Source organism: Pontibacter vulgaris, from assembly GCF_022758145.1.
In the GTDB taxonomy this organism is placed as follows: domain Bacteria; phylum Bacteroidota; class Bacteroidia; order Cytophagales; family Hymenobacteraceae; genus Pontibacter; species Pontibacter vulgaris.
In genome coordinates this window covers 701,158-726,228 of record NZ_JAJVDH010000002.1, presented here as the reverse complement: position 1 = coordinate 726,228, position 25,071 = coordinate 701,158, and the positions used below count along the sequence as shown (strand labels likewise).

At 45.6% G+C, this 25,071-nt stretch carries 24 protein-coding genes; 18 read left to right on the top strand and 6 right to left on the bottom strand.

All coding sequences use genetic code 11. The annotated features are described in order from the left end of the window. Positions 1 to 16 precede the first annotated feature (16 nt). The 9 genes from LWP20_RS04330 to LWP20_RS04290 all read left to right on the top strand — a co-directional run bounded on the left by LWP20_RS04330 (position 17) and on the right by LWP20_RS04290 (position 8,465). Positions 17 to 2,671: a putative LPS assembly protein LptD gene (locus LWP20_RS04330; protein WP_242926880.1), complete on the top strand. Its 2,655-nt coding sequence runs from the start codon at positions 17 to 19 to the stop codon at positions 2,669 to 2,671. 67 nt (positions 2,672 to 2,738) lie between these two features. Next, a complete protein-coding gene (gene panB / locus LWP20_RS04325; RefSeq protein ID WP_242926879.1) occupies positions 2,739 to 3,557 on the top strand; it encodes a 3-methyl-2-oxobutanoate hydroxymethyltransferase in 819 nt (272 codons plus the stop codon). A gap of 22 nt (positions 3,558 to 3,579) precedes the next feature. After that, entirely contained in the window at positions 3,580 to 4,260 is a 681-nt protein-coding gene (locus LWP20_RS04320) for an RluA family pseudouridine synthase (protein WP_242926878.1), read from the top strand. Positions 4,261 to 4,438: 178 nt separating this feature from the next. Beyond that, positions 4,439 to 5,200 carry an acyl-CoA desaturase gene (locus LWP20_RS04315; protein WP_242926877.1) on the top strand — a complete coding sequence of 254 codons (762 nt, stop codon included), beginning with the start codon at positions 4,439 to 4,441 and terminating at the stop codon, positions 5,198 to 5,200. A 228-nt stretch (positions 5,201 to 5,428) separates the two neighbouring features. After that, positions 5,429 to 5,974 carry a 30S ribosomal protein S16 gene (locus LWP20_RS04310; protein ID WP_242926876.1) on the top strand — a complete coding sequence of 182 codons (546 nt, stop codon included), beginning with the start codon at positions 5,429 to 5,431 and terminating at the stop codon, positions 5,972 to 5,974. Between the two features lie 11 nt (positions 5,975 to 5,985). After that, positions 5,986 to 6,558 carry a ribosome maturation factor RimM gene (rimM, locus tag LWP20_RS04305; RefSeq protein WP_242926875.1) on the top strand — a complete coding sequence of 191 codons (573 nt, stop codon included), beginning with the start codon at positions 5,986 to 5,988 and terminating at the stop codon, positions 6,556 to 6,558. 2 nt (positions 6,559 to 6,560) lie between these two features. Next, positions 6,561 to 7,238: a tRNA (guanosine(37)-N1)-methyltransferase TrmD gene (trmD, locus tag LWP20_RS04300; RefSeq protein ID WP_242926874.1), complete on the top strand. Its 678-nt coding sequence runs from the start codon at positions 6,561 to 6,563 to the stop codon at positions 7,236 to 7,238. 146 nt (positions 7,239 to 7,384) lie between these two features. Continuing rightward, on the top strand, positions 7,385 to 7,738 hold the full coding sequence (rplS, locus tag LWP20_RS04295; RefSeq protein WP_242926873.1) for a 50S ribosomal protein L19: 354 nt from the start codon (positions 7,385 to 7,387) through the stop codon (positions 7,736 to 7,738). 139 nt (positions 7,739 to 7,877) lie between these two features. Beyond that, entirely contained in the window at positions 7,878 to 8,465 is a 588-nt protein-coding gene (locus tag LWP20_RS04290; RefSeq protein WP_242926872.1) for an inorganic diphosphatase, read from the top strand. Between the two features lie 63 nt (positions 8,466 to 8,528). On the opposite strand, the gene LWP20_RS04285 is transcribed toward LWP20_RS04290, so the two are convergent. Then, positions 8,529 to 9,227, bottom strand: a complete 699-nt coding sequence (locus LWP20_RS04285; protein WP_242926871.1) for a DNA repair ATPase — start codon at positions 9,225 to 9,227, stop codon at positions 8,529 to 8,531. 206 nt (positions 9,228 to 9,433) lie between these two features. Here LWP20_RS04285 and LWP20_RS04280 point away from each other — a divergent pair, with 206 nt between their 5' ends. The 3 genes from LWP20_RS04280 (at position 9,434) to LWP20_RS04270 (ending at position 11,537) form a co-directional block, all read left to right on the top strand. Continuing rightward, the gene (locus LWP20_RS04280; RefSeq protein ID WP_242926870.1) at positions 9,434 to 9,841 is read left to right on the top strand and encodes a 6-pyruvoyl trahydropterin synthase family protein; all 408 of its coding nucleotides are present in this window, start codon (positions 9,434 to 9,436) and stop codon (positions 9,839 to 9,841) included. Beyond that, a complete protein-coding gene (gene folE, locus LWP20_RS04275) occupies positions 9,804 to 10,496 on the top strand; it encodes a GTP cyclohydrolase I FolE (RefSeq protein ID WP_242926869.1) in 693 nt (230 codons plus the stop codon). The genes LWP20_RS04280 and folE overlap by 38 nt, the downstream gene beginning before the upstream one ends. A gap of 126 nt (positions 10,497 to 10,622) precedes the next feature. Beyond that, on the top strand, positions 10,623 to 11,537 hold the full coding sequence (locus LWP20_RS04270; protein ID WP_242926868.1) for a TIGR01777 family oxidoreductase: 915 nt from the start codon (positions 10,623 to 10,625) through the stop codon (positions 11,535 to 11,537). 75 nt (positions 11,538 to 11,612) lie between these two features. Here LWP20_RS04270 and LWP20_RS04265 read toward each other — a convergent pair whose 3' ends face one another. Continuing rightward, on the bottom strand, positions 11,613 to 13,946 hold the full coding sequence (locus LWP20_RS04265) for a penicillin-binding protein 1A (RefSeq protein WP_242926867.1): 2,334 nt from the start codon (positions 13,944 to 13,946) through the stop codon (positions 11,613 to 11,615). A 190-nt stretch (positions 13,947 to 14,136) separates the two neighbouring features. Between LWP20_RS04265 and LWP20_RS04260 the strand changes: the two genes are divergently transcribed. From LWP20_RS04260 to LWP20_RS04240, 5 genes are all read left to right on the top strand, one after another. Further along, positions 14,137 to 14,640, top strand: a complete 504-nt coding sequence (locus tag LWP20_RS04260) for a hypothetical protein (RefSeq protein WP_242926866.1) — start codon at positions 14,137 to 14,139, stop codon at positions 14,638 to 14,640. A gap of 41 nt (positions 14,641 to 14,681) precedes the next feature. Continuing rightward, positions 14,682 to 15,143 carry a YciI family protein gene (locus tag LWP20_RS04255; RefSeq protein ID WP_242926865.1) on the top strand — a complete coding sequence of 154 codons (462 nt, stop codon included), beginning with the start codon at positions 14,682 to 14,684 and terminating at the stop codon, positions 15,141 to 15,143. Between the two features lie 55 nt (positions 15,144 to 15,198). Then, positions 15,199 to 15,993, top strand: coding sequence for a class I SAM-dependent methyltransferase (locus tag LWP20_RS04250; protein WP_242926864.1), 795 nt, complete (start codon positions 15,199 to 15,201; stop codon positions 15,991 to 15,993). Next, positions 15,990 to 16,907, top strand: coding sequence for a UbiA family prenyltransferase (locus LWP20_RS04245; protein ID WP_242926863.1), 918 nt, complete (start codon positions 15,990 to 15,992; stop codon positions 16,905 to 16,907). The genes LWP20_RS04250 and LWP20_RS04245 overlap by 4 nt, the downstream gene beginning before the upstream one ends. A 192-nt stretch (positions 16,908 to 17,099) precedes the next feature. Beyond that, a complete protein-coding gene (locus LWP20_RS04240) occupies positions 17,100 to 17,573 on the top strand; it encodes a hypothetical protein (protein WP_242926862.1) in 474 nt (157 codons plus the stop codon). Between the two features lie 611 nt (positions 17,574 to 18,184). On the opposite strand, the gene rho is transcribed toward LWP20_RS04240, so the two are convergent. Further along, positions 18,185 to 19,987 carry a transcription termination factor Rho gene (gene rho / locus LWP20_RS04235; protein WP_242926861.1) on the bottom strand — a complete coding sequence of 601 codons (1,803 nt, stop codon included), beginning with the start codon at positions 19,985 to 19,987 and terminating at the stop codon, positions 18,185 to 18,187. Positions 19,988 to 20,272: 285 nt separating this feature from the next. Between rho and serS the strand changes: the two genes are divergently transcribed. Then, positions 20,273 to 21,547 (top strand): serine--tRNA ligase, encoded by a 1,275-nt coding sequence (gene serS, locus LWP20_RS04230; protein WP_242926860.1) that lies wholly within the window; start codon positions 20,273 to 20,275, stop codon positions 21,545 to 21,547. A gap of 312 nt (positions 21,548 to 21,859) precedes the next feature. Here serS and LWP20_RS04225 read toward each other — a convergent pair whose 3' ends face one another. The 3 genes from LWP20_RS04225 to polX are packed head-to-tail and all read right to left on the bottom strand — an operon-like array spanning position 21,860 to position 25,007. Next, the gene (locus LWP20_RS04225) at positions 21,860 to 22,273 is read right to left on the bottom strand and encodes a hypothetical protein (protein ID WP_242926859.1); all 414 of its coding nucleotides are present in this window, start codon (positions 22,271 to 22,273) and stop codon (positions 21,860 to 21,862) included. Further along, complete coding sequence (locus LWP20_RS04220; RefSeq protein ID WP_242926858.1) at positions 22,260 to 23,240, bottom strand: glycosyltransferase family 9 protein; 981 nt, start codon at positions 23,238 to 23,240, stop codon at positions 22,260 to 22,262. Before LWP20_RS04220 ends, LWP20_RS04225 begins: the two co-directional genes overlap by 14 nt. 6 nt (positions 23,241 to 23,246) lie before the next feature. Then, positions 23,247 to 25,007, bottom strand: a complete 1,761-nt coding sequence (gene polX, locus LWP20_RS04215) for a DNA polymerase/3'-5' exonuclease PolX (RefSeq protein WP_242926857.1) — start codon at positions 25,005 to 25,007, stop codon at positions 23,247 to 23,249. Positions 25,008 to 25,071: the final 64 nt, after the last annotated feature.

Genomic DNA, 25,071 nt, shown 5'->3' with positions numbered 1-25,071 from the left:
GAAGTTGCGCTACATTTTGAAATTTTCGCTGCTACTGCAGCTCGCCATACTTTCTCCTCTACTAACAATAGGGCAAGTAACGCCACGCCTTCGTGTCGCCGCTGCGAAAGATACCGTTAACATTGTACAGGATTCGCTGGCAGTATCCGCTCCGAAAGGCGACATCGAGACGACTATCAAATACTCTGCCAAGGATTCTATCCAGTTTGAAGTTGAACGCAAAGTAGTACACCTTTACGGCGACGCCAAGATAAATTACGGTACGATGTCGCTAACGGCGGCTTACATCGAAATAGACTACGAAACCAATACCCTCACTGCTACCACCCTACCCGACTCTTTAGGTAAAGAATCAGGAGTACCAGTGTTTGTGGATGGAGCCGAAACTTACGCCGCTAAAAAAATAGCCTACAACTATAAAACTAAAAAAGGCCGTATTGCCGATGTAGTAACGCAACAAGGCGAAGGTTATATACATTCAGAGATTGTAAAAAAGAACGAAGACAACGAAATTTTCGGTCTGCATGCCCGTTACACAACCTGTAATCTGGAGCATCCGCACTTTTACATAAATGCCAACCGCATCAAAGCCATCCCGAACGACAAAGTTATGTCGGGGCCATTTAACCTGGTTATCGGCGATATACCTACACCGCTTGGTTTCCTGTTCGGCCTTTTCCCTACACCAAGGGCAAAACGTGCATCCGGTATACTTGTACCAAGTTTTGGCGAGTCGCGGGCCCGCGGTTTCTACTTATCCAATGGTGGCTATTACTTTGCAGTCAACGATTACATCGGCACAAGTATAACCGGCGACATTTACTCGCTAGGCGGCTACCGTGTAAGTATGGATAACAGCTACATCAAACGCTATTCTTACAGCGGCAACCTGCGCCTGGATTACGATTATTTTAAGAACGATGAAGCCGATATAGTTGGCACCGACCTGCGCTCGCAGTTACCGCCGTCTACACGCAGTTTCTGGATTAACTGGTCGCACTCGCCAGTACAGAAGCCGGGTCGTGGCCGCTTTACTGCCAGCGTAAATGCGGGTAGTACACTGCACCAACGCCTGGCCTATACCAATACTACGCAATACCTGGCGCCAACCTTTAACTCCAACATTTCTTACCAGAAAAATATACAGAACACCCCATTCAGTTATACTGCCAAGCTATCACAGGGCCAGCAGAGCGGTGCAGCTACAAACAACCGTATTGGCGTAATGAACTTCGTGCTGCCGGATGTCAACTTCTCGATGACGCCTATCAGCATATATGAAGCACTGACCAAGAATGTGCCTACCGGCCAGTGGTTCGAGAATTTCACGATTGGCTATAACGTAACTGCCCGCAACGAGGTATCGAATGTAGTGCAGCCACGTACGCTATCGGGCATTCCGGTTATTGGTGAAACAAGTGCTGATACTTTTGCTATTAACGGCAGCAACCTGAACCGCCTCTGGAACAATGGCCGCCGCAGTGCACAGCACAACTTCTCTATTGGCCTGGGTAGCTTTAAACTGCTTCGTTATTTTAACTTATCGCCAAGCGTATCTTACAACGAAGTATGGCTCGATAAAAAATTCACATACAAGTATAACGCCGATTCAAACAAAGTACAGGTTGATACTGCCAACTTTGGCCGTATTTATGAATACAACGCCGGCGCCTCGCTTAATACTACCGTGTATGGTACGGTGTATGTAAAAGGCAAGCGCGTAGAGGCTATCCGCCACATTATGCGCCCAAGCATATCGTACAGCTACCGCCCGGATTTTGGAAATGAAAGTCGGTTTGGCTACTATCAGACTATCCAAGCAGATACTCTTAATGACCAGCCTGTATTTACCCCATTAACGTTGCCTCGCTTCTATAGCAATGTACCAGGTGCAGGGTTACAAAGCGCCCTTAGCTTCAGCTTGCAGAATAACATAGAAATGAAGGTGAAGTCGAAGAGTGATACAGCTTCCACAAAATTCGAGAAAGTAAGTATAATTGATAACCTGGGGCTAAGCGCTGCCTATAATTTTGCAGCTGATTCTTTTAAGCTTAGCACCATTAACATGAACATGAACACGAGGTTGTTTAAACTGTTCAATGTTAACCTTACTTCTGCCTTCGACCCATACCAGGTAAATGCAGAAGGCCAGCGCATAAACAAGTACTTATTTGAAGACTCAGGATTTAACCTGGCACGCCTTACAAATGCAAGCTTATCGGTGGGAGCCAGCCTGAACCCTGAATCAGGCCGTTCGAATAAAGGAGGCTCGGCAACCAACCTGCCTTCGCTGCAGCAGAACCAGAACTCGCTGATGCCGGATTATGTGGACTTTAAAATTCCGTGGACATTGAACTTCGATTTCACGCTGTATTACCAGAATGCCATTGCACGGGGCCAGAAAGACCAGATCACCAAGAACCTAAGCTTTGATGGCTCCCTGAACATGACCGACAAGTGGAAGATAACTTACATGGCAGCCTACGACTTCACTAATAACAACATAGCTCACGCAAACCTGCAGATTTACCGTGACCTGCATTGCTGGGAAATGAGCATCGGCTGGAGCCCGGTTGGTTTTCAGCGTGGTTATAACGTAACTATAAACGCCCGCTCGGCCTTGCTACGCGACCTGCGCCTGACAAAAAACAGAACAGGATTTAACAGATAATCAGAGGCCGTTTATACTTTATAGCAACGGCAATAAGTATACTTAGAAACAACAGAACCCCAATATTATGTCAGTTCAGAAACGCGATGTGAAAGTAATTACAACGCACCAGTTGCAAAACATGAAGGAGCGTGGCGAAAAGATCTCTATGCTTACTGCTTACGACTTTTCGATGGCTTCTATACTGGATGCTGCGGGTATTGATGTACTGCTGGTTGGTGATTCTGCCTCTAACGTAATGGCCGGCCACGAAACCACATTGCCTATTACACTCGACCAAATGATCTACCATGCGCAGTCGGTAGTTCGGGGAGTTAAAAGGGCTTTTGTAGTAGTAGATATGCCTTTCGGTTCTTACCAGGGAAATTCTTCTGAAGCACTGCGTTCAGCTATCCGCATCATGAAAGAATCCGGTGCACATGGTGTAAAACTGGAAGGTGGCGCTGAAATAAAAGAATCTATCACCAGGATCTTAAGTGCCGGTGTTCCGGTAATGGGCCACCTGGGCCTTACACCGCAATCAATCTATAAATTCGGTACTTATACTGTTCGCGCCAAAGAAGAGGCCGAAGCACAAAAATTACTCGAAGATGCCCAGCTATTGCAGGACCTGGGTTGCTTTGCCATTGTACTTGAAAAGATTCCGTCGGCCCTTGCTAAAAGAGTTGCCGAACAATTACAGATACCTATAATAGGAATTGGCGCCGGCCCACACGTAGATGGCCAGGTGTTGGTAGTACATGATATGCTGGGAATCACAAAAGAATTTAAGCCACGCTTTTTGCGCCGTTACGCCGACCTGCACAGCATCATGACTGATGCAGTACAGAACTTTGTGCAGGATGTAAAGAACCGTGATTTCCCAACCGAACAAGAAGCTTACTAAGTATAATTTCTAATTATATCAAATGGCTTTAGAAGTTCTCTTTGAAGACAACCACCTGCTGGTCGTAAACAAGCCTGCGGGTATGTTGGTACATGGCGATGAAACTGGCGACGAATCGCTGGATCTGGTGGCCAAAAAGTATATCAAAGAGAAGTATAACAAGCCGGGCAATGTATTTATTGGCGTAGTTCACCGCCTCGACCGGCCCGTAAGTGGGGTAGTTCTTTTAGCTAAAACCTCCAAAGCCCTTACCCGCCTTACCGAACTGTTCAGGGATAAAAAAACCAGAAAAATCTATTGGGCCGTTGTTCATAAAAAACCCGTGCCCGAAAGCGGTAACCTGGTGCATTGGCTGGTAAAAGACAGCTCCAGGAACGTAACCAAGGCTTACCCCAAACTAAACCCAAATGGTCTTCGGTCTGAGTTGAACTATAAATTACTGAGCCAGCAACAAGGCAAATACTTAATAGAAGTAAATCCAATTACCGGTCGCCCGCACCAGATACGCGTGCAACTTGCCTCCTTACACTGCCCTATTGCCGGCGACCTGAAGTATGGCGCAGCCGAACCTTTGCCAGATAAAAGTATAGCCCTGCATGCACGCCAGTTACAGTTTGAACACCCCACGCTTAAAACTCCTATAACCGTGAGCGCCCCTTTACCGGCTGCAGCCATATGGTCGCCTTTCCGCAGCCTTACCTAAGGTATATTTTATACTTTGGCTTTATAATAAGGTGATATCTATCACTTTTCTGAACTTTTGTGGGTGCTACTATACTTTACTATTTATTGATTTGTAATTTTGTATTGTACAGTTACATACTGTAGCTTTAGAGCCTACTTTATTTCTTTAGTTTGAATTATTTATTTACGGTTATTTAATGGCAATTCTTATCTTTTTTGTCGTGCATTGGTACCTGTCGCTGTTCGTTCAGACGTTTTACCTGCACCGTTATGCTGCCCACAAAATGTTCACCATGAACCCTTTTTGGGAGAAAGCATTTTACCTGCTAACCTACATAGCACAGGGGTCTTCGTTTTTATCGCCTCGTGCTTATGCTATTTTGCACCGCATGCACCACGCTTTTTCAGACACCGAGCGCGACCCGCATTCGCCACATTTCTCTAACAATGCTTTCACGATGATGTGGAAGACAAAAGAAATATATAATAACGTATTAAATCACCGTGTTGAGCCGGAGCGCCGCTTCGAAGGCGATTACCCTGTTTGGGCTGCGCTTGAAAAAGTAGGCGATTCATACTTTTCGCGAATCGGCTGGGGTGTGGCTTATGTATTATTTTACATTGCCTTTGCTACCCAGTGGTGGATGTTCCTGTTATTACCTATTCACTTCCTAATGGGTCCGGTACACGGCGCTATCGTGAACTGGAGCGGTCACAAGTATGGCTATCAGAACTTCGATAACAACGATAAATCAAGAAACTCACTATTCTTCGACTTCCTGACAGGTGGCGAGTTGTTCCAGAACAACCACCATAAGTTGCCTAACCGTGTTAATTTTGGTGTTAAATGGTGGGAAGTAGACCCAACCTGGCCGGTAATCTGGACGCTGGATAAACTGAGCATCATCAAACTGAAACCTGTAAAGCTAAAAGCAGCCCGGGAAAAAGTAGCTGCTTAATACTTCAAGACATAAAAGGAAAGCCCTCCCACAACGGAGGGCTTTTTTGTTTCCTCCCATCGCATTTACTCCATTACATTTATACTTTAACTCTAACAGCATCATTTTCAACCACATCTACACTTAAGAGATTCCTGAAATATTTGCAATAATCCGGATACTTTTACTACCTTTGCGGTTCTAAAAAATGGCGGACGGGTTCCGCCGACTTAACTATTTATATAAACAATGGCTGTTAAAATCAGACTGGCCCGCAGAGGCCGCAAAAAAGCTGCTATCTACGATATCGTAGTAGCTGATGCTCGATCACCACGTGATGGTAAATTTATCGAGAAACTGGGTACTTACAACCCGAACACTAACCCTGCATCTATCGATTTCGATGATAACAAGGCGTTCCAGTGGTTAATGAACGGTGCACAGCCTACTGATACTGTTAAGGCTATGCTTTCTTACAGAGGCGTACTTTACAGAAGACACCTTCAGATTGGTGTTATCAAAGGTGCTATCTCTCAGGAAACTGCTGACAGCCGTTTCGAAGAGTGGAAGAAAGAGAAAGATGCTAAGATTGCAGGTAAAGTTGAAAGCTTAGGTTCTGCTAAAGAAGCTGCTAAGAAAGCTGCTCTTGCTGCTGAAACTAAAGTAAAAGAAGCTCGTGCTGAGGCTATCCGCCAGCGTGAAGCTGAGAAAGCTGCTGCCAGCGCACCTGCTGCTGAGGCTACTGAAGCTCCGGCTGAAGGCGAAGCAACTGAATCTACTGAAGAGCAAGCATAAATAAAGGCGCCATGAATATTGATGACTGCTTCCAGTTAGGATATATCGTCAAAACCCATGGCACCCGCGGGCAGGTAGTCGCGTTTTTTGACGTAGATTACCCCGAAGATTATGATGATCTGGAATCAGTCTTCCTTGAACAAGGAGGAAGACTGATTCCTTTTTTTATTGATGACATGGAACCGCAGCAAAAGGGGCGCTTCATCATACATTTTGAGGATATCAAAACGATGGAACAAGCCGAAAAACTGCGTAACACTGCTTTATACTTACCCCTGAACGAGTTACCTGAACTGGAAGAAGACCAGTTTTATTTTCATGAAGTAATCGGCTACAAAGTAGTGGATGCTAACCATGGCGAACTGGGTACCGTGAAGGAGTTTTACGATATGCCGCAACAGCAGCTGATGGCCATGGAATACATGGGCCAGGAGATGCTGATACCGGTTATTGATGAGATATTACTGCGTGCCGACCACGAAGCAAAAGTGCTGCACGTGCAGTTGCCTGAAGGCCTGCTGGAAGTATATACCCAACCTACTGCCCCCGAAGAAGCCGACGACCAGGACGAGGAGAAAAAATAACAATGCGCTTTGATATTATAAGCTGCCAGCCAGACCTGTTAGAAAGCCCTTTTAGCCACTCTATACTTAAAAGAGCACAAAACAAAAATCTTGTTGAGGTACACATCCACGACCTGCGCAAATATGCAATAAACAAGCATGGCCAGATCGATGATTATGCTTTTGGCGGCGGTGCAGGTATGGTAATGATGATCGAACCTATCGACAAGTGCATATCTGAGCTGCAGGCACAACGAAAGTATGATGCCATTATTTACATGACACCGGATGGCCAGACCCTTAACCAGAAAATAGCCAACCAGTTCTCGCTGCTTAACAATGTTATTATACTTTGCGGCCATTATAAAGGCGTAGATGAGCGCGTTCGCCAGCATTTTGTAACGCACGAGATCAGCATCGGGGATTATGTATTGTCTGGCGGCGAGTTAGGTGCAGCTGTACTGGCTGATGCCATTATCCGGATCATTCCGGGAGTACTTAACGATGAGTCTTCGGCTCTTACAGATTCTTTCCAGGATGGTTTGCTGGCTCCGCCGGTTTATACCCGCCCCGCTGAGTATAAAGGCATGGAAGTACCGGAAATCCTGTTATCAGGTGATGGGCCAAAGATAGAACAATGGCGCTTTGAGCAGGCAGTAGCCCGCACGAAACAGCGCCGCCCGGACTTACTGGAAGAGTAATTTTTACTTCAAAAATAAGCCTCTGAAGGGCTACTAAAATAAAGTTTCAGAAATTGATATTTTTTTCAAACAAATCTTCCTAAGTAAGAAATAATTATCTAACTTTGCAGTCCGAATTTTGAAGAAGATACTTTAAGAACATAGCGATGAGCGAACTATTAAAACTAATCGAACAGGAATCTACTGACAAGCGTACCTCTTTCCCTACTTTCCAGGCAGGTGATACTATCAACATTCACGTGAAAATCCGTGAGGGTAACAAAGAGCGTATCCAGCAGTTCCAAGGCGTTGTGATTCAGCGTAAAAACGTAAATACAAACGGTGAAACTTTCACTGTAAGAAAAGTATCTAACCAAATCGGCTTAGAGCGTATCTTCCCACTTCTTTCTCCATCAATCGAGAAAATCGAGCTTGTGAGAAAAGGTAGAGTAAGAAGAGCAAGACTTTACTACCTGAGAGGTTTACAAGGTAAGGCTGCAAGAATTAAGGAAAGAAGATAAAAATACCTGTTTTCATAAATTTTCCATAGTTTATAAAAGGGAGCTGCTGTTAAAGCGGCTCCCTTTTATGCTTTCAAAGTATGTGGCCGCAAAAGCGCATACTTAGTATATTTGCGCAAGCACCTATTTATACTTCCGCATGAAAACCTATACTTTACGGCTTTTGCCTTTGCTGCTTTTAATGGCACTTGCCGCTTGCAAAACAGATTACTCGACGCTGCCAACCTACACCCCCAGCAAGCAGTTGCAGGCAGTAATAGAAACACCTGCAGGCACCAACCTTAAACTTAAGTATAACCGCGAAACAAAGGAGTTTGTAACCGATAAAGAAGCAGGCCAGAACCGGGTAATCGGCTTCCTTTCCTACCCTGGCAACTTTGGGTTTATACCATCCACAGAAACCAACCGCGCCGGAAAACCACTGGAGATACTGGTACTGTCTGAAAGTGCTGCACAAGGCACTGTAATGGAAGTTATACCAATTGCTGTACTGCAACTCGAAACAGCCGGCGACCTGGACCATAAAATTATAGCCGTACCTGCCCGGCCAAAAGACCAGACAATTGCCGCTACCGATTTTTATACATTAAGCACGCAGTACCCGGCAGCCAAAGAAATTTTAAAACAATGGTTTGTGCATAACACACCTACTGCGCATACAAAATTTGTGGGCTGGAAAGATGAGAAGTTTGCGGAGAAAGAAATTCAGCGCTGGATGAAATTGTAAAGTATAAAAAGAAGGCCGGCAATCGTAGGGATTGCCGGCCTTCTTTTTATACTTAGATTAGCTTTATTTTATAGTTTGCAGCTTGGCACGAACAGCCTCAACAGCTTTTTCCATTTCCTGCACCTGCTTGCGGCTGGCCTCCTGCTGTTTCAGGTTATTCTCCACACCTACCTGTAGCTGTTTCAGACCTTCGGCATTGCGTACCAGTTCAGCTTCCAGGTCTTGTTTGCGTTTTTTATTACGCTCTATACCTCCCTGCAAATCATTGGCCTGGCGTACAACACGCTCTTGTTCAGCTTTTGTATCGCGTAGCACATTCTCAGCTTCGTTAATCTGGCGCAACACATCTTCGCGGTAAAGTTTGCGGGCAAAGCTGCGCAAAAGGCCTTCTGCCGCAGCATACTCTTTCGGTGATGCTTTCTTATCCACATAAGCCACTCCCATATCCAACGACCACCAAACATAACTTCCGGTGGCGCCGCTGCCAACTGTAGAAATAATCCGCATCGGTTGGCTGGATATAGTATCAATTACGGCTCCTTCTAAAGTATAAACTCCTTTGCTATACTTTGATTTGCCTGCTTTCTGAGTCAGGAATTCTTTCCAGTACTTCTCCACAAATTTGGGATCGAGCTGCACTGTAAGCTGCTGCCCGCGGCGTGTAATGCCATTTACTAACTGCTCCCGCTCCTCTACCTCTACCGATTGGGCCTGGCAAATGGCGGCCACCATCAAAAGCAATCCGAGTAAAATTCCTCTCATTTCCGTATAATATAATTTGGCTAAAAATTTATATACGAAAATAGCTATTCTAGCTGAGATACAGTTTGGTTACCAGCATTTATTTAGCAAAAAATAGGTTTGCCTTTCGTGCCTACTACACTAACTTTGCAAACTTATACTGTTACAGTTCTTACCGTTTTAGAATTTGATCAAACATTAGTCGGAACCAGGTTGTTAAAGAAACTATGAAAGTAACTGTTTGCCGGAAAGAGCATTTTAATGTTGCCCACAGGCTACACAACCCTTCCTGGAGCGATGAGCAGAACAAGGCTGTGTTCGGAAGTTGCAATAACCCCAATTTCCATGGCCATAACTACGACCTTATCGTGAAACTGACTGGCACTGTTGATCCTGAAACAGGATATGTTTATGACATGAAAAAGCTTAGCGATCTTTTAAAAATAGAGATTCTGAACCGTTTCGACCATAAAAACCTGAACCTGGATACTGTAGAGTTTACCTCTCTGAACCCTACGGCAGAAAATATTGCTGTTGTAATATGGGAAATTCTGAGAAAGAAGATCGATAAAGAATATGAGTTGGCTGTAACGCTTTATGAAACTGAAAGAAACTTTGTTGAATATAATGGATAACCCGGACCTGGAGCACGAGGATGAGACCATGGATGACCACGTGATGGGTTCATTGGAAACACCCCTTCGGCCTGACGCTTTTGACTTGTCGGATGATGAAAAAATCGATCTTATAGAAGGACACTTCCACAAGATCATGCATACACTGGGCCTTGACCTGACAGACGATAGCCTGAAGGGCACACCGCGCCGTGTGGCTAAAATGTATGTAAAGGAAATCTTTCACGGGCTGCACCCGGATAACAAGCCCGTAATCCGCCGTTTCGAAAACAAGTACAAGTATAACCACATGCTGGTTGAGCGCGATATTACCATCTACTCTTCCTGCGAGCATCACTTTGTACCTATTATCGGAAAAGCACACGTGGCGTATATGCCAAACGAAAGTGTGATAGGCCTCTCGAAGCTAAACCGCATTGTGCAGTATTACGCCCGCCGCCCGCAGGTGCAGGAGCGCATGACCATGCAGATTGCCAACGAGCTGAAAGAAGCCCTGAAAACAGAAAACGTGGCTGTACTGATAGAAGCTGACCACCTGTGCGTAATGAGCCGCGGCGTAAACGATGTAAGCAGCAGCACCATTACGGCAGAATACTCCGGCTTATTTCAGCAAGACCAGTATCGCAACGAGTTCCTGCACCACATTCGTAAATAACCTACGCTACCACCACACCCCTGAAAACTTACTTAATTAGTTTAGAACGCAGTTTGAATAACGGAATATAAGCCTGTTAACGTATAGGTACAATTCATACAACGCACATACGCTTACTAATTAACTATGCCTGGTAAGATACTTATTACAGGGGGCTCTGGCCTCGTAGGTTCACGCCTGTCTGAGATGCTGATTGACCTTGGATACGAGGTTGCGCACCTGAGCAGAAACCCCGATAAATTCTCGCGCTACAAATCCTTTAAATGGGATATGCGCCAGCCATACATTGACGACAATGCCATTGGCTGGGCTGATTATGTGGTGCACCTGGCAGGCGCCAGCGTTGCAGACGAAAAATGGACAGACGAGCGTAAGCAGGAAATCCGGAACAGCCGCGTAAATGGCACTAATCTGTTGTACAGCTGCCTCCAGAAATCGAACCACCATGTAAAAGGCTTTATTTCGGCTTCGGCCATTGGCATTTACGGTAACTCCGGCGACCAGCTTATGTCCGAAGAAAGCACTTTGGCTGATGATTTTCTGGCAGATGTCTGCAAAGACTGGGAGGCCGCAGCCTGGAATATAAAGGAACTTGGGTTACGAACCGTTATACTCAGGTTAGGGATCATACTTAGCGATAAAGGCGGTGCACTGCCCCAGATTGCCCGCCCTGTAAAACTCATGGCTGGCGCTGCACTTGGCTCAGGCAAACAATACATGTCCTGGATACACATAGACGATGCCTGCCGCCTTTTTATTAAAGCGATAGAGGATACGCACATGGAAGGTGTATATAATGCTGTAGCCCCGCACCCTGTTACCAATACGGAGTTTACCAAAGAGTTGGCCGAAGCCATGCACAAACCATTGGTATTGCCTAAAGTACCGGCTTTTGCCATTAACCTGATGATGGGCGAAATGAGCGAAGTTGTATTGGCAAGCCAGCGCGTAAGTGCTAATAAAGTATTGCAAACCGGCTTTACATTCGAGTATAATTACCTGGAAGAAGCACTGGACTCTTTTTACGAAAAGAACCACTAATGTATAACATATAAAAGAAGAGGGCCAGCTAAAGTATAGCTGGCCCTTTTCTTTTATATGTTGATCAATCAAACTCTAAAAAATAGAATCTCCGAAGTTTAACTCCTCCAGTTGAGCATCTAACGCTGTAGAATCTACTACTACCTTTCTTGGTAATACAGTAGTACAGTTATACTTCTTGTTGATCTTGACAGTAGGCCCCGGGAACCTGCCCATCGTATAGCCCAGTGATTTATCCTGGTAGATCTTTTCCATGTAAAGGCCGAATACTGGCAGGGCCGTTTTAGAGCCTTCGCCCAGGCTGGATGTCCGGAAGTGAATGCTGCGGTCTTCGCCACCAACCCATACACCGGTTACCAGATCTTTGGTTACACCCATGAACCAGCCATCAGAGTGGTTAGAGGTTGTTCCGGTTTTTCCACCTATCTCATTTCCTCTCCAAAGGTCGTATTCCCAAAGCGCCTGTGATGTTCCGCCCGGCTCTTCAATACCGCCTTTCAGCATGTGCATCATCAGGAAAGCTGTTTCTTCGCTCAGTACTTTTTTCTGGCGCGGCGTAAATTGCTGTATCAGGTTGCCATTCCGGTCTTCGATGCGGGTAATAAACATTGGGTTGGTATAAAAACCATGGTTAGGGAAGGTACTGTAAGCGCCTACCATTTCAAAAATAGACACATCGCTTGGCCCTAAACCAATAGAAGGAACCGATTGCAACGGACTGTTTATACCTAAACGCTTCGCATACTTTACAACAGTTTCCCAGCCAATAAGCTCTGTAAGTTTTGCTGTTACCGAGTTCACCGATTTACCCATGCCACGGCGTAGCGTCATAGGAGCGCCTGTGTACTGCCAGTCGGCGTTTGTAGGCGACCAGGATTTCTTCTGCCCGTTCTCTACATAATTTATGGTAATACGCTGATCTACAATTTTATCACAAGGTGAGTAACCGTTATCAATAGCAGCTACATATACAAAAGGTTTAAAAGTAGAACCCGGCTGGCGGCGTGCCTGTTTCACGTGGTCATACTTAAAGTACTTAAAGTTTATCCCCCCAACCCAAGCCTTAATGTGCCCCGTAAATGGGTCCATGGTCATCATGCCGCCGTGTAAAAACTTCTTGTAGTAACGCAGCGAATCCAAGGGCGACATGGTTACTTTTTTCTCCAGCGAGTCATTATCCCAGGTAAAAACCTTCATTTCGCGCGGCCTGTTCAGCTCACGGTTTATGGCAGCTTTATCGTTACCAAAGCGCTTCTTCAGCTGTCGGTAATAATCTGTCCTTTTTATAGTTTCTTCTATAAAGCCCGGAATTTCCTTATCCTGCTCATCTACCCACGGGTTTTTACCTTGCCAATGGTTGTTAAAGCGGCGCTGCAAATTACGCATGTGCTTCTCCATGGCTTCTTCGGCATGTTTCTGCATGCGCGAATCTATGGTAGTATAAATCTTCAGGCCATCGCGGTACAGGTCGTACCCGTTTTGCTTGCACCATTCTTTCAGGTAATCGGCAACGGCGCCTCTGAAGTAAGTGGCCGGTCCATCGTAATGTGTTTCAACACTATAATCCAGCACCAGCGGTAGTTGGCTCAGCGAGTCGGCCTCGGCTTTGGAAATGTATTTATACTTGGCCAGCTGGCCCAGTACGGTATTACGCCGGCGCGTCGAGTTTTCAGGGTTGAACTTGGGGCTATAGTATGTAGGCGCCTTCAGAAGGCCAACCAATACAGCGGCCTGCTCCGTTTTCAGGTTAGCCGGCAATACATTAAAGAATGTTTTAGATGCCACTTTTATACCGAAAGAGTTAGAGCCAAAATCTACCGTGTTCAGGTACATGGCCAGAATTTCCTCTTTTGTATAGCGTTGCTCTAGTTTAATAGCCGTAAGCCACTCCTTTGTTTTAGAAATTACAATATTTACACCCGGAATATGCCCCAAAACACCTTTAGAATCGTCGGTGCGGGTTTTGTAAAGGTTCTTGGCAAGCTGTTGCGTTATGGTACTTCCGCCACGGCCCTGCCCGCGCAGGTTATCGTAAAAGGCAGAAAACAAGGCTTCGGGGTCTATGCCGGAATGCTCATAAAAACGAACATCTTCCGTAGCAATTAGTGCTTTTACAAGTATAGGCGAAAGCTGGTTATATTTAACCGGGCTTCGGTTTTCGCTGAAATATTTACCTATCAGTTGCCCGTCGGAAGTATAAAGTTCGGAAGCCAGTTCGCTTCGGGGATTCTCCAACCTGTCGAGGCTTGGGGAGGAGCCAAATAGGTAAAATATGTTAAATTCTACGCATAACAGGTACAGAACTATAGCAGCAGAGCCCAGGAAAAACATTTTCCAGATAAAGCTTACCATTTTAATGTACCACGATTTATTTTTCGGCTTTTCTACTATCTCTTGCTCTTGGGGCATCTTATTTAAAACAAGGGGCTTCAGCCCTCTGAAATTTCTATAAACGGTTCTTTCAAATATTCTGCAAATATACCGTTTGTGCACAACATACATGATTGTTAGAACATAAAACTTCGTGAACATCACCAGTTAACAGCTATACTTTGCCGGCACCTGCCTATATTTGCCGCTGCTGAAACACACATTTATTATGCAAGAGCAACTGCAGCAAGGTTTGGAAAAAATTCTGGACCTGCCCCTTACTAAAACCACACGCAACGAAACGGTACAATATTTTCATTTCGGGCGTGCCCATTATACTACCCCGCAAGGCCTTATACTGGATGTGGGTACTTATACCCTGGCTGTAAATTGCCCGTGGCAACTGGTGTTACCCAATGGCGATAGCATAAAGCACAGCGAAGTATTTATGCGCAAACGCGAAGCCGGAATGCCATCTCTTAAATTCGACTGGAAAGTTCCGGGTGCTAACCTGCGCGACCAGCGCTTACAGGAACTTATAAATGCTGGCGGCACCATGTCGCCGCAACGCCTGGAAACAACAGATAACAACGGGTTTATACTTTATTTTGAATATGGTGCCAAACTTATAGTTACTCCTGACACCACAAAAGAACAGGAACTTTACTGGCAGCTTTTCAGCAACACCGGCGATGGATTTAGTTTAAGTATTGGCGAAGCTGGTATACTTTAGATGCTCGTTTTATTTATCAGAAAACTAAATTTTATACTTGCATGAAAAAGGTATTACAAAGTGCTGCCATACTTATACTGTTGGTACTCAGTTTTAGCGTGAGCGCACAGACACAAACAAAAAAGAAAGCGGCCGCAAAAAAACAAGTTGCTGCCCCGGCAAAACAGGCCATCCCGAAAAGCGACGACGTGGACATGAGTAAAATGAAAACGTACTACATGACTTTTCTGAAACGCGGCCCTTACCAACCTACCGATACCGCCGAAATAAATCGCATTCAGGCAGCTCACATGGCACATATCCAGAAAATGGCGAAAGATGGAAAACTGGTTATCGCAGGCCCATTTCTGGATAACACCGAAATGCGCGGCATTTTTATTTTTGATGTAGCCTCTTTAGAAGAAGCCAAAGCCCTTACCGAAGCTGACCCGGCCGTTAAAGCCGGTAAACTTATTATGGAGCTGCACCCGTGGATGGCGCAACGCGGCTCTAAGCTACCATAGCAACCTTTCTGGTAGCAGCACAGTAAGCGGTGTTACAGCTAAACCACCGCTTACTGTGAACATACGCCTGCAACTATTCGAACTGGAAGACCAAGCCTGGTTTCCGCATATTATCCGGCAGGGCATGCTCGATTTTCTGCGGTTCATGATATCGAAGCTCAAGGCCTACGAAGCTGCTATTCCTTTGCTGGAAGAATTACTTTTTAAAACCAACCAGCGCCACATTACCGATTTATGCTCGGGTGCAGGCGGCGGCATAGCCGGTATACAGCAGGATCTGAGCCAGCGCTCAGGAACTCCTGTGCAGGTTACACTCACTGATCTTTACCCTAACATTTCCGCTTATAAATATTTGCAGGAGCAATCTGAGGGTGCGCTTAAGTTTATAGCACAGCCTGTTGATGCCACCAACGTTCCGGAAAGTATAACTGGTGTGCGCACTATCTTCTCATCTTTTCACCACTTTTGCCCGAAGCAGGCGCAGGCTATACTTCAGGATGCAGCAGATAAGCGGGCAGCCATTGGCATTTTTGAAGGGGCAAGCAAAAGCTGGTTCGAACTCATCCTTTTCGTGCTCACCTTTCCGGTAATCATACTTGTGGTTACGCCTTTTATCCGGCCTTTTAAACTGAGCAGACTTTTCTTCACTTACCTTATTCCACTAATTCCGATAGGTATACTTTGGGATGGTGTGGTATCGTTGCTGCGAATTTATACGCCGCAGATGCTGCAGCAAATGGCGCAAAAGGTAAACGCACCTAGTTATACCTGGCGTGCTGGCAAAGCAGGAAACCGCCCTGGCAAACACGTTATTTACCTGATCGGATATCCGGAGGAGGCAAAAAGATGAAGGCAATACACCAAACCGATACTACAGCAACAGGTTTAGCAAAGTATAAATCTGCACTGGTGTTGCTGCGCATCCCCTTCTCAGTATACCTGATGCCGATTTTCTGGTTTGCCCTGAGCACTGTTTCCGGTTACGAAGTATGGCGCGCTGTTTTGGTTTTTATAGTTTTGCATTTGCTGGTTTACCCGGCAAGTAACGGCTATAACTCCTACCACGACCGCGACGAAGAAAGTATAGGCGGCTTAAAAAAGCCCCCCAAAGTTACTCCTGAGCTTTACCAGCTGGTGCTGCTTTTTGATGTACTTTCTGTAACTATAGCTTTACTGCTTTCTGCGCTATTTGCCTGCATGGTTGCAGTATACCTGCTGGTATCCAAAGCTTATAGTTGCAAAGGAATTCGCCTGAAGAAATATCCTATACTTAGCACCATTATAGTTACTGTTTTCCAGGGAGCGTTTACGTATATGATGGTGCAGGTTGGTGCCGGCTTTGGATTGCACGATATACTTCAGTTTCCGAATTTGTGGTTTGCACTGGTTAGTACCCTTTTTCTGTGCGGCTCCTACCCGCTTACCCAAATTTACCAACACCACGAAGACAGCCGCCGAGGCGATAAAACGCTTAGTTTACTACTGGGTGTGCAGGGAACATTTTTATTTGCTGCCCTTAGCCTTGTTATTGGCACCGGCCTTTTGTTGTATCTATACTTTACTTCCGGGCAATTCATTAACATCATCGTATTTCTTTTATGCACTACGCCTATTTTATACTATTTCGGTAACTGGATGCTGCGTGCACATAAAAACCCCAAAGCCGTAAACTATGAAAATACAATGCGTATGAACAAAACTTCTTCGCTCTGTATCAGCCTTGCTTTTATCTTAATCATTATCGCAGAATTGTACATTACATAATATCAGCTGGTCTTGAAAACAAACTCATACGCTAAGGCCATCAAATTGCACTACATAGCAGTCTGATTGATATGCTTCAGGAATAAATTATAAATGATGTTTAACTGCTGATTTGGCTTTATTCTGGATTTAGTGGTAAGATAGTTTACAATCAGTTACTTCTATCCGTATAAAACCGAAACTGACAAAACTATGAAGACGCTGGACGCTATTATTGCAGGACTGGCCGGCACTGCCGCCATGACAGCTTTTCTTTACCTGCTATCTTATATTACGCACCGTGTTATGAAGGTAGTAAAGACATTGGGTACCATGCTGTTATTCCGGACGCAACCAGACGGCGGACTTTCTGATGCTACCAGTACCAAAGTTGTAGGCACCATTGCTCATTATGCCATGGGCGTTTTCTTTGCCATAATCTACCTTGCATTATGGGATTCAGGTGTTGGCATGATAACAGCTTCCTGGAGTATTTTACTGGGGTTTGCACACGGTATTGCCGCCATGTTGATCTGGTATTCTTTTTTCCTGGTGCATCCTAAGCCACCTATTATAATGCTTAAGACCTACCTGCTCACAATTATTTTTGCACATATCGTATTCGGCTTCGTAACCACCTATACTTTCTACCTGCTGTCTCAGCCGGATTATAGTTTCTGGCAGTAGTTTAGGTTTAGATAGTATAACATTTTGATTGTTTTCAACTTAGCTCAGGCATACATGTGAGTGTTTTATACTTATCTGGAAAAGATTTTCCTGTTAATCCATTCCCATACTTTGCTGCGTAGGCTTTGTATTACAAGTACTATAGTTTCATAGTTTCAGATCAAGAGCGGGCAGGTCTAGACCTGTCCCTACAACAGGTTCCAATTGCATAGCCGCTAACGAAGATGTATCCTACCCAGTCCTTGGGCTGAGCGCCTTGTGAGATCCGGTGCCCGCTAAGGGCAGCCGCAGCAGAGCGGAGGCAGGAGGGAACACAGCGCGATACCAAAGGACGAGCCCTCGCGGGCTTGGAGCGAGCCAAAGCAAAAATGAAACGATAGGTAAGTAAAGCACCCAGAAAAATGGGTAATTTGAAAGTATAGTTTGGTTGCCAGTTATCAAAAGCAGTAACTATGAAACTATACCAGATCGTTCCTATCGTTCAGATGGCAGGAGCGTTTACAAGTAAAGCATACATCCCCTCATCTATTATAATTACATTCCTATAAAACAAACGAGCCTGTCTGTGTTCACCACAAACAGGCTCGTTTTATACTTTAACTCAGCTCTACTTAGCCGTTCATCGAAATCAAAAACTCCTCGTTGCTCTTGGTGCCTGTCATTCTGTCTTTTAAGAACTCCATAGCTTCTACAGAGGTCATATCTGACATGTACTTGCGCAGGATCCAAACACGGTTCAGCTCGTCTCTGTCCATCAGCAGGTCTTCGCGACGTGTACCAGATGCAGGAACGTCGATAGCCGGGTAGATACGCTTGTTAGCCAACTTACGATCCAGCTGTAGTTCCATGTTACCAGTACCCTTGAATTCTTCAAAGATAACCTCGTCCATTTTAGAACCTGTATCGATAAGCGCGGTGGCAATGATCGTAAGTGAACCACCATTCTCAACATTACGGGCAGCACCAAAGAAACGCTTCGGCTTGTGCAGCGCGTTGGCGTCCACACCACCCGATAAGATCTTACCAGACGACGGAACCACGGTGTTATAAGCACGGGCCAGACGCGTAATAGAATCCAGCAATATAACCACGTCGTGGCCACACTCCACCATACGCTTCGCTTTATCCAGCACAATGCTCGATACTTTCACATGGCGCTCAGCAGTCTCATCAAATGTTGATGCAATTACCTCAGCTTTTACGCTGCGTGCCATATCTGTAACCTCTTCAGGGCGTTCGTCGATCAGAAGGATCATCAGGTATACTTCCGGGTGGTTTTCAGAAATAGCGTTGGCAATTTCTTTCAGCAACACGGTTTTACCAGTTTTAGGCTGCGCCACAATCATACCACGCTGGCCTTTACCAATTGGAGCAAACAGGTCAAGTATACGGGTTGAAAGCTGACTTGGGCGGGTAGTTAACTTTAAACGCTCTTCAGGGAAAAGCGGTGTAAGGTGCTGGAACGGGATACGATCACGAATTTCTTCTGTAGTACGGCCGTTTACAGTTTCTACTTTTAACAGGGCAAAATACTTCTCGCCTTCTTTTGGCGGGCGTATCTGGCCTTTTACAGTATCACCGGTTTTCAGTCCAAATAATTTTATCTGCGATGGCGATACATAAATATCATCAGGCGATGCCAGGTAATTATAATGCGTAGAGCGAAGGAAACCATAACCATCCTGCATCAGCTCCAGAACGCCTTCGTTTAGGATTATTCCGTCAAACTCCTTAAAGTTGCTGGTACTGGCATTTACTTGCTGCTGGCCACGGCGCTGTCCTTGGTCGGTGTTGCGGTTAACATTCTCGCGTTGCTCACGGTTTTCGTTTCCACGTTCAGGGCGTTGTTCGCGCTGCTGCTCGCCACGGTTATCAACTCGCTGCTCACGGTTATCGTTACCACGGTTATCTGAGCGGTCTTGTCTTTGTTCTCGTACTTCGGTGCGCTCAGCACGTTGCTCGCTAACTACCTGTTCGCGGCCTTCGTTGCGGTTATCACGGCGCGGCTGCTGTATGCGCTCGCGTTGCTGCTGCGGGCCATGATCTTTAACTGGTGCAGGTGCTGCTACAAAAGTTTGCGCGGCACTACCCTCTCTCCGGGCTACAAATTCACGTGCAGGTTTTCTTTCTTGTCTTGCAGGTGCGGCTGCTTCTGCTACCACCGGTGCAGGTGCTACTCGCTCTTCTACTAATTCCTTCGTGGTTTCTTCAGGGGACTCGCTAACAGCGACTGATTGGGCAGGCGTTTTGTACTTTTTAGGTAACTTTTCAGGCGGGGTAATGGCTTGCTGATCAAGGATCTTGTAAATAATGTCTTGTTTGCTCAGCTTTTTAAAGTTCTGGACGCCCAAGTCTTCCGCAATTTCCTTGAGTTCTGAAAGAAGCCTATCTTTCAATTCTTCAATATTGTACATAAATAATGGTGTGGTAGTTAAATTAACTTGCCGGGTACGCGGTGTGCGAACGCAGCGCGAGCTTTATCTTAATATAGGGAAAACAGGTTTGCTTGTGATAGAGTTTGTAAGACTCAGGAAAGAGTCTTTTTCAAAATGTACCGCAATGTTATTGCAATGATGTCTAATTAACAAATATTACGGAGTTTTTTGTTGAAAATGTTTCAGATTTTAGCTAAAAGATTTCGTAAATGCCGCAATACTACTCAAAAAAGTATATTTTTGTACCTCTATATACGTTAATTTATGCTACAGCTAACAGTTTTAAGAGAGCAGACCGACTTTGTAGTTGCCGCACTGAACAAGAAAAACTACAAAAATGCAGCCCAGGAAGTTGCCGCTTTGCTAGAGCTCGACCAGCAACGCCGCCAGGTGCAGAACGAACACGATGAACTCCAGAGCAGAGCCAATTCTATTGCAAAAGAAATTGGCGCATTGATGAAAAGCGGCGAACGCGAAAAAGCCGAATCGCTTAAATCAGAAACATCCGAACTGAAGCAGAGAACCAAAACGCTTGCCGAGCAGCTGTCAGCAATTGAAGATGAGATACAAAAAGCGTTATATAAATTACCTAACCTGCCACACGAAAGTGTGCCTGCAGGAAGAACAGCAGAAGACAACGAAGTAGTTCTCCAACATGGCGAAATTCCTACTTTGCATGCAGGCGCTCTTCCTCATTGGGAGCTTATAAAGCAATACGATATTATTGACTTCGATCTTGGCAATAAAATAACCGGTGCAGGTTTCCCTGTTTACAAAAAACAGGGTGCCCGTTTGCAGCGCGCGCTTATTAATTTCTTCCTGGATGAGGCCATGAAAGCCGGCTACATGGAAGTACAGCCACCTATACTTATCAACGAAGCGTCGGGCTACGGCACCGGCCAGTTACCGGATAAGGAAGGCCAGATGTACCACGCCACTGCCGATAACCTGTACCTGATACCAACTGCCGAGGTGCCAATTACCAATATTTACCGCGACGAGATTGTGCCAGTAGATAAACTGCCTATCAAAAACGCAGGTTATACGCCATGTTTCAGAAGAGAAGCTGGCTCGTGGGGTGCTGATGTGCGCGGATTGAACCGTTTGCACCAGTTTGATAAGGTAGAAATTGTACAGATTTCGCTTCCGGAAAAATCTTATGAAATTCTGGAAGAAATGAGCAGCTACATACAAAGCCTACTGCAAAAACTGGAATTACCTTACCGTGTGCTGCGCCTTTGCGGCGGCGATATGGGCTTTACCTCTGCCCTTACTTACGACATGGAAGTATACTCTACAGCACAAGGCCGCTGGCTGGAAGTTAGCTCTTGCAGTAACTTCGAAACGTACCAGGCCAACCGACTGAAACTGCGTTACAAAACTGAATCTGGTAAAACGCAGCTACTGCATACATTAAACGGTAGTGCCCTTGCTTTGCCACGCATTGTAGCCGCTATACTTGAAAATAACCAGACCCCTGATGGTATAAATATGCCAAAGGTGCTGCACCCATACCTAGGATTTGAGAAGATTGGTTAGGATTTGAGGATTGTTTATGATTTGAAAATTTGAAGATGTGGAGATTTGAAAATTCTCTAAATCTGATAAAACAAAAAGCCGCTGAGAGCATCATCGGCTTTTTGTTTTTATAGTTACTTGAGACACTTACAGGTCTTAAAGGCGCTGTAAGGTCTTTTGATTGCTTGCTCTGCCAGGCTTTGGCTGTTTCGGACTTCCTGGCCCGAAGTATAACTGCTGGGGATTTCCTAATCCCGTATTCCTGCTAACGCGGATTAAGAAATCCGAAACAGCTCGTTATTTCATCTTCTCCTCTTCAAATCTCTCCGAGGCCTACCCAAACTGTTCCAGGTACTGTTGATAATGGTTCTTGAGTTTATACTTTTTAAGTACGGTGCTTCGTACTTCTTCTATCTTCTCTTCGCTTAATGGCTGTTGCTGTAGCAGTTTTATCAGTGGTTTTTGATTATCAGTGGCACTATCTTCCTGTAAAGTAATCTGCTCATACTTCTCCAGGAACTCCGGCGTTAGCGCCAGTTTGTTTTTTTGTACTGTTACAAAACCAACTGCCAGCAGCTTCTGCAGGCCTTGCTCCAGTTCATCAAGCGTAAAAACAGTACCATCCACAGCATCGGCCATCAGGAGCACATCCTGTAATCCTGTGTTTCCTTCGCCGCCTGTTGCCAGCAGTAAAGCGTCCAGTAACTGGGCATCTGTATCCTGCCAGGTTAAGTTATACTTCGGCATTTTCTTTAATTTCTAAATCTTCAAATTTAATATCGCGCATGCACCTGAAATGGCCTTTCGGACACTTGCTATAGCCTATTTTAGAGCAAGGCCGGCAGCTTAGCCCTTCCACCTCCAGCACTTTATACTTTGCCCGGAACGGATACATCCCAAACTCTGGTATCGTATTGCCCCAAATACTGATAATTTCCTTCTGAAAAGCAGCTGCAATGTGCATCAGGCCAGTATCATGACTCACCACTTTAGCTGCCTGCCTTACCAAAGAGGCCGATCCGTTGAGGTTATACTTGCCACAGGCATTGAGTACAATATTCTTCTCCCCTACCTGTTGCACAATTTCATCGCCAGTGGCAGCATCTTCTTTGCCTCCTAAAAGTATAACGGGTTGCTGCAAAAGGCTGCACAATTCTATAATGCGCTCGGTGGGCAAACGTTTGGTGTAATGCTGGGCTCCAATAGCAAAGGCGATATAACCGTTCTGAAAAGGCACCGGCAGCGTTTGCAAGTCTACTTCATCTTGGTCAGGTATAAAATAATCCAACCCCTTGCCATCGTCGTGTATGCCAAGCGCAGCTGCTGCATCTAAGTAACGTTGCACTATATGCACATCGGGCAGGCGGTTTAGCTTAAAGTTAACCATCAGCCACTTTTCGTAATTCAGCTTATTGAAGCTCTTATTTGGCTTGCCCAGTCGCGTTTTAATGATGCGGGTACGCAGGTTATTGTGCAGGTCTACTACATAGTCAAAATTCTCGGCCTTAAGTTGCTGAATCAGTTCATTCAGGCCACCACTCAGAACATGTACTTTATCAACATAGGGATTATGATCGAGTATACTTTTAAAGGCTGGTTTGGTACAATAATGCACCTCCGCACCCGGCACCTGTTGCTTAATGCAGCGGATAACGGGCGTAGTCAGTACAATATCGCCGATAGAAGAAAAACGAAGGATTAGGATTTTAGGCATTACAGATTACTTTATCCGCTCCTTTCGCTCCCTGAAATACTTCTCCACTTCTTCTGCCGATTTTGCATTAAAGGTCATCTCTTTTGTAAGGCCTCCTTTTCTGCCAACGAGCACGCCATACTTCATATCGTCGTAACCACTGGTGTGGTGCGCATCTGGGTTTATACTTATCATCACTCCCTTTTCAAGGGCATATTGTACATGGCGCCAGTCCAGGTCCAGCCGCCACGGGTTTGCATTAATTTCGATGATAACATTGTTAGCAGCGCAGGCATCGATGACCATTTTATGATTTATCGGGTAACCCTCGCGGCGCAGCAACAGGCGGCCGGTTGGGTGGCCCAGCATAGTAGTGTAAGGGTTTTCGATGGCGGTAATCAGGCGGGCAGTCGCTTTCTGCTCATCCATGTTCAGGTTGCTGTGGATAGAAGCAACTATAAAATCGAAGGTCTTCAGAATATCCTCTTCATAATCCAGGGAACCGTCGCCTAAAATATCAGATTCTATACCTTTAAATATTTTGAAAGGAGCCAGTTTTTGGTTTAGCTCATCAATTTCTTTCTGCTGGCGCAGCACATCGCCTTCTCGCAAACCGCCTGCATAGGCAGCTGTTTTAGAGTGATCCGAAATGCCCATGTATTGGTAGCCCATGTCTCGGCAAAAGGTAGCCATTTGCTCTAAAGTATGAGCGCCATCAGAATATGTGCTGTGGTTGTGCAGAATACCTTTCAGGTCGGATAACTCCAGCAATTTAGGCAGCTTGTTTTCCATGGCCAGCTGCAGCTCGTTGGTGCCTTCGCGCAGTTCTGGTACTATAAAGGCCATACCTGCCGATGCATAAATATCTTCTTCTGAAGTATGATTTCCTTCGCGGATAACAGACATGATGCATTTACCGGCAGCAAACACCTGCCCCAGGTGCGCCTGCGAAGCAGAGCGTTTCAGAAGCTCGTTGGCAAAACAATCATCAGAAGCAAAGTATACTTCCAATGGCAGATTGCTAACGCGGTGCTGGCCACGCCAAACAACCGGACCTGATTTTCGCACATCCTGCTCCACTATGTTCAGCTGGTTCAGCTTTTCGTGCGCGGTGGCCGGAGAATCGGTAGACACCACAAACTGCAACGACTCCACAATCTCGAGCCTGCGGCGTACATCACCGGCAACTTCTACCTTAGCATCCGGGAACACGGATTTTATACTTTGAAGCAGTTCTTCGGCAGCAGATTCGGCCTCGGCATACAAAAGTTTACCACGGTTTTGCTGCGTAAAAAGAAGCGCCTGTTTTACTGTTTCCTGCGTTTTAGCACCAAAGCCTTTAATCTTGCTCAGCTTATCCTGCTCGCAGGCATCCAGCAGTTCTTCCAGGGTTTCGGTGCCCAGTTCTTTCCAGATCAGGCGTACTTTTTTAGGGCCGATGCCTTTTATACTTAGCATTTCTACCACACCCGGAGGCGTGGCGGCCAGCATCTGGTCCAGTTCTTCGAAAGAGCCGGTAGCATTTATTTCTACAATTTTAGCTGCAATGCCCTTGCCTACACCGGCTATACTTTCCAGCTCGGCCTGCGTTTTAACAGATAAAGGCTCTTCTACCAGTTCCAGCGCGGCAATGGCATTGGCGTAACCACGCACCTTAAACGGGTTGGCGTCGTGCAGCTCCAGCAGCTCGGCCGTCAGCTTAAACAGCTTTATGATCTTTCTATTTTCCAAGGCTATCTCCTGTATACTTACAAAGATATGAAAACCGGCACAAACCCCGCCATCCATTAGCCACCACGTTTTATATTCTCTTGCTTCTATATAAAGCCGGAATTACGTACCTTAGCCTTGT

Coding starts and splice junctions, on each gene's coding strand:
- LWP20_RS04280 (WP_242926870.1), top strand. CDS start 9,434: ATGAAAGTAACTGTTTGCCGGAAAGAGCATTTTAATGTTGCCCACAGG.
- LWP20_RS04320 (WP_242926878.1), top strand. CDS start 3,580: ATGGCTTTAGAAGTTCTCTTTGAAGACAACCACCTGCTGGTCGTAAAC.
- LWP20_RS04260 (WP_242926866.1), top strand. CDS start 14,137: ATGCAAGAGCAACTGCAGCAAGGTTTGGAAAAAATTCTGGACCTGCCC.
- polX (WP_242926857.1), bottom strand. CDS start 25,007: ATGGATGGCGGGGTTTGTGCCGGTTTTCATATCTTTGTAAGTATACAG.
- LWP20_RS04225 (WP_242926859.1), bottom strand. CDS start 22,273: ATGCCGAAGTATAACTTAACCTGGCAGGATACAGATGCCCAGTTACTG.
- LWP20_RS04220 (WP_242926858.1), bottom strand. CDS start 23,240: ATGCCTAAAATCCTAATCCTTCGTTTTTCTTCTATCGGCGATATTGTA.
- LWP20_RS04315 (WP_242926877.1), top strand. CDS start 4,439: ATGGCAATTCTTATCTTTTTTGTCGTGCATTGGTACCTGTCGCTGTTC.
- LWP20_RS04270 (WP_242926868.1), top strand. CDS start 10,623: ATGCCTGGTAAGATACTTATTACAGGGGGCTCTGGCCTCGTAGGTTCA.
- rimM (WP_242926875.1), top strand. CDS start 5,986: ATGAATATTGATGACTGCTTCCAGTTAGGATATATCGTCAAAACCCAT.
- rho (WP_242926861.1), bottom strand. CDS start 19,987: ATGTACAATATTGAAGAATTGAAAGATAGGCTTCTTTCAGAACTCAAG.
- panB (WP_242926879.1), top strand. CDS start 2,739: ATGTCAGTTCAGAAACGCGATGTGAAAGTAATTACAACGCACCAGTTG.
- LWP20_RS04255 (WP_242926865.1), top strand. CDS start 14,682: ATGAAAAAGGTATTACAAAGTGCTGCCATACTTATACTGTTGGTACTC.
- folE (WP_242926869.1), top strand. CDS start 9,804: ATGAAACTGAAAGAAACTTTGTTGAATATAATGGATAACCCGGACCTG.
- LWP20_RS04265 (WP_242926867.1), bottom strand. CDS start 13,946: ATGCCCCAAGAGCAAGAGATAGTAGAAAAGCCGAAAAATAAATCGTGG.
- LWP20_RS04310 (WP_242926876.1), top strand. CDS start 5,429: ATGGCTGTTAAAATCAGACTGGCCCGCAGAGGCCGCAAAAAAGCTGCT.
- LWP20_RS04290 (WP_242926872.1), top strand. CDS start 7,878: ATGAAAACCTATACTTTACGGCTTTTGCCTTTGCTGCTTTTAATGGCA.
- LWP20_RS04245 (WP_242926863.1), top strand. CDS start 15,990: ATGAAGGCAATACACCAAACCGATACTACAGCAACAGGTTTAGCAAAG.
- LWP20_RS04240 (WP_242926862.1), top strand. CDS start 17,100: ATGAAGACGCTGGACGCTATTATTGCAGGACTGGCCGGCACTGCCGCC.
- serS (WP_242926860.1), top strand. CDS start 20,273: ATGCTACAGCTAACAGTTTTAAGAGAGCAGACCGACTTTGTAGTTGCC.
- LWP20_RS04285 (WP_242926871.1), bottom strand. CDS start 9,227: ATGAGAGGAATTTTACTCGGATTGCTTTTGATGGTGGCCGCCATTTGC.
- trmD (WP_242926874.1), top strand. CDS start 6,561: ATGCGCTTTGATATTATAAGCTGCCAGCCAGACCTGTTAGAAAGCCCT.
- rplS (WP_242926873.1), top strand. CDS start 7,385: ATGAGCGAACTATTAAAACTAATCGAACAGGAATCTACTGACAAGCGT.